The 4,839-nt window shown below is 72.4% G+C and carries 6 protein-coding genes; 2 read left to right on the top strand and 4 right to left on the bottom strand.

Annotated features, from left to right (window positions below):
* A partial coding sequence (locus OEY_RS0120715) for a helix-turn-helix domain-containing protein (RefSeq protein ID WP_010595689.1) occupies window positions 1–1,165 on the bottom strand: 1,165 nt, incomplete at its 3' end.
* A gap of 220 nt (window positions 1,166–1,385) precedes the next feature.
* Between OEY_RS0120715 and OEY_RS0120710 the strand changes: the two genes are divergently transcribed.
* Entirely contained in the window at window positions 1,386–2,441 is a 1,056-nt protein-coding gene (locus tag OEY_RS0120710; RefSeq protein ID WP_010595688.1) for a 2,3-butanediol dehydrogenase, read from the top strand.
* Between the two features lie 3 nt (window positions 2,442–2,444).
* Here the strand turns inward: OEY_RS0120710 and OEY_RS0120705 are convergent, their stop codons facing one another.
* Window positions 2,445–3,077: a hypothetical protein gene (locus OEY_RS0120705; protein ID WP_010595687.1), complete on the bottom strand. Its 633-nt coding sequence runs from the start codon at window positions 3,075–3,077 to the stop codon at window positions 2,445–2,447.
* Window positions 3,078–3,387: 310 nt separating this feature from the next.
* Between OEY_RS0120705 and OEY_RS0120700 the strand changes: the two genes are divergently transcribed.
* Window positions 3,388–3,846 (top strand): hypothetical protein, encoded by a 459-nt coding sequence (locus OEY_RS0120700; RefSeq protein WP_010595686.1) that lies wholly within the window; start codon window positions 3,388–3,390, stop codon window positions 3,844–3,846.
* A 65-nt stretch (window positions 3,847–3,911) separates the two neighbouring features.
* Here the strand turns inward: OEY_RS0120700 and OEY_RS0120695 are convergent, their stop codons facing one another.
* Together OEY_RS0120695 and OEY_RS28795 are read right to left on the bottom strand one after the other, a co-directional pair.
* Window positions 3,912–4,220: a hypothetical protein gene (locus tag OEY_RS0120695; protein WP_026137535.1), complete on the bottom strand. Its 309-nt coding sequence runs from the start codon at window positions 4,218–4,220 to the stop codon at window positions 3,912–3,914.
* A 134-nt stretch (window positions 4,221–4,354) separates the two neighbouring features.
* A partial coding sequence (locus tag OEY_RS28795; protein WP_010595684.1) for a ribonuclease H family protein occupies window positions 4,355–4,839 on the bottom strand: 485 nt, incomplete at its 5' end.

Raw genomic sequence — 4,839 nt, 5'->3', positions numbered from 1 at the left:
CGCGGGGGGGGGGGAGCCGGTAGGGGCGGCTCTCGACGACGGAGCCGAGCGCGCGGCGCAGCCGGGACACCTCCGCCCGCACCGCGACGGCGTGGTCCGGGTCGCCGTAGATGCCGTTGCTGAGCTCGGTGACCGTCATCCCCTCGCGGCCCCGCAGGTGCAGCATCAGCAGGATCTCCGCGTGCCGCGCGGACAGCGCGCTGCGCCACGTCGAGTCCGCGCCGCTGACGACCACCGTCGGCGCGCCGGACAGGTCGAGCTCCATCGTGATCCGCGCCGGGCCGCCGGCGGGCCGGATCAACCAGCCGTGCGCGAGCTGCTCCGGGACGCACATCCCCAGGCCCGGGACGCTCAGGGTGCGGTCGGCGGTCGGTGCCGCGACCCGCTTGGTGGCCGCGACGCCCGACGCGTGCGCCACCCATCCGTGTTCGTCGACGAGCAGCAGCGGACCGCTCATCGAGGCGAGCACCGGCGCCGCGACCGTGCGCAGCCGCTCGAGCCGGTTCTCGTGCAGCCGCCACAGCTGCGCCTCGGCCAGCCGCACCGCCGTCTCCACCAGCGCGCTGATCGTGGGATGGATCGTCAGCGCCGGGCCGCTGACGTCGACCACGCCGAGCAGCTCCCCGGTGCGGGGATCGTGGATCGGGGCGGCCGTGCAGTACCAGGGATGCTGGGACTGCTCGAAGTGTTCGGCGGAGAACAGCTGCACCGGGGCGGCCTCGGCGAGCGCCGTGCCGATCGCGTTGGTGCCCACGGTCGACTCCGTCCACCGGGCGCCCTCGCTGAACCCCAGGCTGTCCGCCCGGCTGCGGACCTTCGCCGACCCGGCCCGCCACAGCACGATCCCGTCCGCGTCGGTCACCACCATCAGCATGTGCGACGCCTCGGCCACCGAGCACACCACCTGCTCGAGGTCGCCGATCACCCCCGACAGGGGCGAGGCGCGGCGCCGGCGTTCCACCTCGGCGAGCGGCAGCAGGGCGCGGGCGTTGCTGCCGTCGGGGGCGAGACCGGCGCCGAGCACCCGCGTCCACGACCGCGCGACCACCGACCGCGGCCGCAGCGGCGAGCGGCCGCCACCGATCACCGCGTCGTGCATACGCGCCAGCTCGCGCGCGTATCGGTGCAGGTCGGTGCCCGGTTCGATGGCGCTGAAGTTGCCCACGGTCTCCGTCTCTCGTCGGTCGAGTTGTCGCGAGCATATGCCCTCGGGTGTGTCCGGCACCACACCCGGCGGTACGCGCAACGCGCTGCAACGTTTGCCGCGGCGGCGCGCTCGATGTGTGCTGGATCACGCGCCGACCTCGGCAGCGGCGCACCCGGATGATCCCGCGTCGGACTCGGCCGACCAAGATCCGACGCCCGTACAGCGAGGAGATCGACCCATGAAGGCAGCCCGCTTCCACGGCCCCGGGGACATCCGGGTCGAGGACATTCCCGAACCGGCCACCCGCCCCGGCACCGTCAAGGTCGAGGTGGAGTGGTGCGGCATCTGCGGCACCGACCTGCACGAGTACCTCGAGGGCCCGATCTTCGCCCCGCCCGCCGACGCACCGCACCCCATCACCGGCGAGACCGTGCCGATCACCCTCGGGCACGAGTTCGCCGGCGTCGTCGCGGAAGTCGGCGAGGGCGTCGACGATCTGCGCGTCGGCGACCGGGTCGCGGTCGAGCCGTACATCATCTGCGGACGCTGCGACGCCTGCCGCAACGGACGCTACAACGTCTGCGGCACACTGGGATTCGTGGGACTGTCCGGCTACGGCGGCGGGTTCTCCCAGTACGTCGTGGCCGAGCGGCGCTGGATCCACCCACTCGGCGAACTCGGCACCGACGTCGGCGCACTCGTCGAACCCCTCGCCGTGGCCTACCACGCCGTACGCCTGTCCGGAGCGCGACCGAGCCACTCGGCGCTCGTGTTCGGCGCCGGGCCGATCGGGCTCGTCACCACGTCGGCCCTGCGCGCCGCCGGTGTCGACCAGATCATCGTCGTCGAACCCGCCGACGTGCGGAAGAAGAAGGCCGAACCGGCCGGCGCGGACCACATCATCGACCCGCGCGACGGCGACGTCACCGAGCAGGTCCTCGAGCTGACCGGCGGACGCGGCGCCGACGTCTCCTTCGAATGCGCCGGCATCGACGCGGTGCTGAAGTCCGCGATCCTGTCCACCCGGGCGGGCGGCACGTGCGTCAACGTCGCGATCTGGGGCCACGAGGCGTCCGTCGCGATGAACGACCTGGTCTTCCGCGAGGTCAACCTGCTCGGCAGCCTGGCCTACGCGAACGATCATCCCGCGACGATCGAGATGATCGCCTCCGGCAAGGTCGACCCCTACCAGTTCATCACCGGCCGCATCGACCTCGACGACATCGTCGCCCACGGGTTCGAGGAACTGATCTCCAACAAGGAGGAGAACGTCAAGATCCTCGTCCGGCCGTGACGGTCAGTCGTCGTCGCCGTTCTCCTTGTCCTCGCCGCGACGGCGCAGGAAGTCGAACCCCGGCACGCCGACGATCGCCTGCCGCACATCCTTCGCCACTCCGAGCAGCTCGTGGATCTCCGGGGCGACGGTCTCGAGCGTGCCGAGGATCGGCATCAGCGCCGTCATCCGGTCCGCGAGCTCGGGCAGCTGATCGAGCAGCACGACCGCCGCGTGCACCTCCTCGGCGCTGAGCTCGTCGATGAACTGGCCGGCGAGCGGCGCCGCCCGAGTCGCCATCGGGGCGTACGTGTCGAGCAGTTCGCCCGCCGAGTCGGACGTGCGGCCGGCCGACGCCACCACGTCCTGTGCGCGGCGGGCGACGGTCGCCGCCTCGCCGACCACCGCCGAACTGCTGTCGACGACCTCGCCGACCCGCCCGACGGTCGCGCGGGCCTCGGTGACCACGTCGTCGATCCGCGCGACGATCTCGCGGGCATCGGTGACGACGCCGTCGATGCGCCCCACCAGGGCCTCGGTCGTCTCGAGCAGGTTGACGACCCGGCCGGGGACGGACACCGCGAACTCGGCGACCTCCACGGTCCGGTCCAGGACGAGGCGGGCGGCTCCGACGGGCGCGGCGAGAAGCGACATCATGTGCTCATCCTGCCGGACCGAGGTACGTGGGCCGCGCGGGTACCGGCGAGAGTTCAGGGCGCGGTCGAGCCTCGCCGGCATCCTGGGGGAACGCCGATCGTCGGGGTGTGACATCGCGGTGGCGGACGCCGTATCGTTTGCGTCACCAGGTCTCCGGGCGAGCATCGGCCGTGTCGACCGGAGATCCGGGAGTGTGTCTCCGCAAGTGGCATTCGAACCTGCCGATTCCGAGCCCGGCCGCTGCGGTCGCGCGACACCGCGGTCGGGGGCAACCCGCGACGCATTTCGCTCGGATCGGGAGGTAGCAGTGATGAATGTCCTCGACAAGACCGCGCAGGCGGTCGTCGGCGTGGCAGACGCCACCACCCGCGCCGCCGGCGCCGTCGGCGGCGCCGCGCTGGGCGCACTGACAGGCAGCGTGCGCGGCGCCGCCGAAGGAGCTCGCTCCGGTCTCGGCAGCGGAGCCGAGTCGACGCCGACGGCAGCGGCAACGATCGTCGTGCTGGGCGCTACCGGCCTGGCAACCGGTATCGCCGCCGCGCCCGTGCTGGCCGGACTCGGCGCCACGGCCCTGGCCATCCGGCTGCTCACGCCTCGTCCCACCCCCACGCCCGGCGCTCCCGCGACCGAGCGTGCGCCGGCACCGACCCCGGACACCACACCGACGAGCCCCGGCGCCGCCCCGACCGCGGCCGCGGCGAAGCCGTCGGCCGGGAAGCCGACGACGGGGGAGCGACCGGCAAAGAAGGCACCGGCACGGAAGCGGTGATCGCCGTCCTGAGTGCCCCGCCGTCCTGAGTGCACCACCGCGGGGACGGCGTCCGGTGCGCTCGACTACGTCGCAGGGACGACCGCGGCGCCCGCGTTGCCGTTCGTCGCCGCTCCCGGCGAGCCAGGACGTTCGGCGGCGGACTTGGCATGCTCGGTGACCAGGACCTGGCCCACGCCGATCGCCACCGCCACGGGCCACTCGATCAGATCCAACGCCACGAGCAGGCCGAGGCCGGCGAAGTAGGCGAGTTGTTCGGGCCGCGGGATGTCGAGCCGGCCCACGAGGGGCAGGCGCACCGCGAAGCGTTCGGCGTCGCGGGCCACACCGGCAAGGGTGCGGTGGGACTGCCAGAAGGACTGTTCGTCGGCCATGGCCATCTCTTTCGTGAGCTGTGCGCCATCGGACGCACTCCAGGCTTCCACCATCGATCCTAAGGCGGTCCCGTTCCGGCCGGCCTCGACCATTTCCCGGTTCGGCCGATTTCGCGCGTATAGGCGAGGGCGGCTCAGGCTGCTGCGGACGTAGGGGTGAGCAGCGAGGCGACGATGTTCGTGGCAATCGTCTGCCGGGCCGCGGAAGGAACCTGGGCCTCGTGAGCGCGCCGGGCGGCCACCGCGAGCCGATCGGCGACCTCGTTGAGCGGGTGTCCGCTATGGCCGCGCACCCACGAGTAACGGATCGGCAGGCCGCGGGTGCGGTGCCGGATGCGGTCGGCGATCACCGTCGCTTCGGTGGTGAGCGGGGCTTCGCCGCGCAATCCCGCGAGCGCGTGCCGACTGTCACTGAGGATGTGCAGGGGCCGGTTCCGGTAGGTGGTGACGGCCAGTTCGATGGCGAGGAGCTCACCGGCCAGGATCGAGCGCGTGTCGGGGAAGATCTTCTGCCGGAAGTTGCCGTCGGCCCGCACACACGCCACTCCCACGCCGCGACGCGAACCCTTCGACGCGTCGGTGGCCACCGTCTGCTCGACCAGAGGGTTGGTCTCTGCCT

It is taken from the genome of Rhodococcus sp. P14, assembly GCF_000256505.1.
Taxonomy (GTDB): Bacteria; Actinomycetota; Actinomycetes; order Mycobacteriales; family Mycobacteriaceae; genus Rhodococcus; species Rhodococcus ruber.
The sequence above is the reverse complement of the archived record's forward strand: the minus strand, read 5'-3'. Positions and strand labels throughout refer to the sequence as shown.

Coding starts and splice junctions, on each gene's coding strand:
- OEY_RS0120710 (WP_010595688.1), top strand. CDS start 1,386: ATGAAGGCAGCCCGCTTCCACGGCCCCGGGGACATCCGGGTCGAGGAC.
- OEY_RS0120700 (WP_010595686.1), top strand. CDS start 3,388: ATGAATGTCCTCGACAAGACCGCGCAGGCGGTCGTCGGCGTGGCAGAC.
- OEY_RS0120705 (WP_010595687.1), bottom strand. CDS start 3,077: ATGATGTCGCTTCTCGCCGCGCCCGTCGGAGCCGCCCGCCTCGTCCTG.
- OEY_RS0120695 (WP_026137535.1), bottom strand. CDS start 4,220: ATGGCCGACGAACAGTCCTTCTGGCAGTCCCACCGCACCCTTGCCGGT.